This window comes from Endozoicomonas sp. (assembly GCF_051008435.1).
Lineage (GTDB): Bacteria > Pseudomonadota > Gammaproteobacteria > Pseudomonadales > Endozoicomonadaceae > Endozoicomonas_A.
The window spans coordinates 1-2,148 of sequence record NZ_JBPCXO010000348.1; the positions used below are offsets into that span (position 1 = coordinate 1).

The following is a 2,148-nucleotide window of genomic DNA, read 5'->3' on the forward strand; positions in this document are numbered from 1 at the left end:
GAAAATATGCAGCCGATTTTAAAGAAAATATGACTATTCAGTTTGATAAGCTTCTACCCAGATGGAACTACACTGCCACTCCTGAGGCAGGGTGAAGTCAGGAAGTTATTTTTAGACAAATCCTAAATCAGTACCGGCATGGATTCAATCAGTGTTGGAAAGAGGCCGCTCTTGGTGTTTTGTTCTCCCGCTGCAAACTGATCCGCTACCCAGTTATTGGTGTCGTCCCATTTTTTAGTCGCAACAGAAACGGCATTTATGGCTGATCTGACATCTTCCCGGTTGAGATACTGGCCCAAAGATTTAAAAACGTAATCGGGTCCTCGTCTACGAAAGTCATAGAGATTTCTTTGAGAATCTTTCACCACAATGTTAACGGCTTGCATACAGTAATCGTTGACCCATTTGGGAACCGTCTGATCTTTGAATTTCAGAATCTGTACGGTGCAGTTGTTTGCCATGCTTTTCGTTTGGTTGAACTGGTTATACGTCAGTGTTCCGTGCTCTCCAGCAAAAACAGGCATGAGAGGGTTCTGTATAGCAGGGTCTACCCAAGGATTACCAAGGGAGATTTTGACCAGCTTAATGGCAGAGTTGGACGGATCCTTATTCATCTCGATAATTTTTGTCGCAATACCGGGGACGTAGTGTCCACCAAAAGACTCACCCGCAATGATCAGGGGGCGAGACCGGTAATTTTTATCCTTATGGTTATCCAGAAATGCCTGAATACCCCGGTAAAGCTGCTCGGTTGCTTCGTTTTCATTCTGAGCTGCTGCGGCATTACTGGTACTGAATGACAAACCTGTTCCTGCAGGCTGATCAATGGCCATATAGGCAGCAATTTTATGCCAGGAGTACAAACGGGACTTTACATAATGAGTCCCTTTTTCAACAGCGGATGGATCAATGTAGAAAGGGCCGTTTTCCATAAAAAAACCATCCAGGCTGGAAGATCCTGGCCCTCCATTCAACCAGATCACAATGGGACTTGTGCTATCCCCATTTTCAGCTTCAGCAAACCAGTAAAAGAGAAAAGCTTCGCCGCCATCAGCTGCAGTATTGACTTTAAGATGGCCGGCTTCCTGTCCCTGGATAGAACCTGAGTACCCTGGAAGTTCGGTCACCGGACCTGGTTCAGGAGGAGGCTCATGAAGCTTGGTTGGAGACGCCTGAATAATAAGCGACAAAGATAGAGTAATGCCAGCAAACAAAAAACTGAGTCTCAGCATGAGGAAATCTACTTCTCAGATATAAAGGTGAATTGCCTTCAGAAAAATAGAATGGGGTGGAGTGAAGGGCAAATCACATCCTGTCGAAAAAAACCACAAATTAAGTTGCAAACTGCTTAATTAAGTATAGAATGAGAATCATTCTCATTAACAGCAAAAAAGGAGATGCCTATCGAAACTAGACTTTTTGACCTGATTGACTGGTAAACAGCTACCAGTAACTCGCATATCCTCATCGTTTTGGCGGCTCGTCCCAAGCCGCCTTTTTTTATTCTCTTTCTCATTGCTCTATTCAAATATCCAAGCTCTGCAATTTGGCAGCAAGAGGCTGAATAATGGCCAACTGTTCTTCTGTGAGAGTTCGTGGTTGTCCTGTTGGCTGGATTTCATGGTTTCTTCTAAAGCTTTTTGACCCGCATTAAAAATGTATCTGCTGGGCAGCGCCATAGGGGAATAGCCAAAACTGATCAAGACGCCCTGTAGCCAGAGAACTGCGATTCGAGTATTAGCATCAGGAAAAGGTCTAAGACTGAGAAGGTTTAATATTGAAGAGGGTAAGGCTTCAAAAAGCTGGGCTTCAGTTTGTATGCCCTGCATTTTGGCCGAGGTCTCTGAAAACCAATGATCGAGGGGCGCTTTGATAAATTTGTCAGGGAGCTCGTTGTAACGCAGGAAGCCAATGCCTTCCTGTTGCAGTCGGGGGATTATGCTACCAATCGCACGATGGACCAGATTATAGCCATCTTTTCCCTTGAATTTGGATAATGTGTATTTCCACCCAAGTACCATGCCTAGGAGCCTGTCGGACTTAAGACTATTTCGGCCTAAATTCCAGAAAGAACGGCCCAATTATTCGATGAATTCGATTAAATAGGTCAACTATTCTCACGAATCCATCGAATAATTCGACTCGTTC

Annotated in this window: 2 protein-coding genes; both read right to left on the bottom strand. The window is 44.4% G+C overall.

Features of this window, described 5'->3' with window-relative positions; genetic code table 11:
* Window positions 1-122 precede the first annotated feature (122 nt).
* The gene (locus ACR2PX_RS17580; protein ID WP_434000663.1) at window positions 123-1,232 is read right to left on the bottom strand and encodes a S10 family serine carboxypeptidase-like protein; all 1,110 of its coding nucleotides are present in this window, start codon (window positions 1,230-1,232) and stop codon (window positions 123-125) included.
* A gap of 288 nt (window positions 1,233-1,520) precedes the next feature.
* Window positions 1,521-2,021 (bottom strand): hypothetical protein, encoded by a 501-nt coding sequence (locus ACR2PX_RS17585; RefSeq protein ID WP_434000664.1) that lies wholly within the window; start codon window positions 2,019-2,021, stop codon window positions 1,521-1,523.
* Window positions 2,022-2,148: the final 127 nt, after the last annotated feature.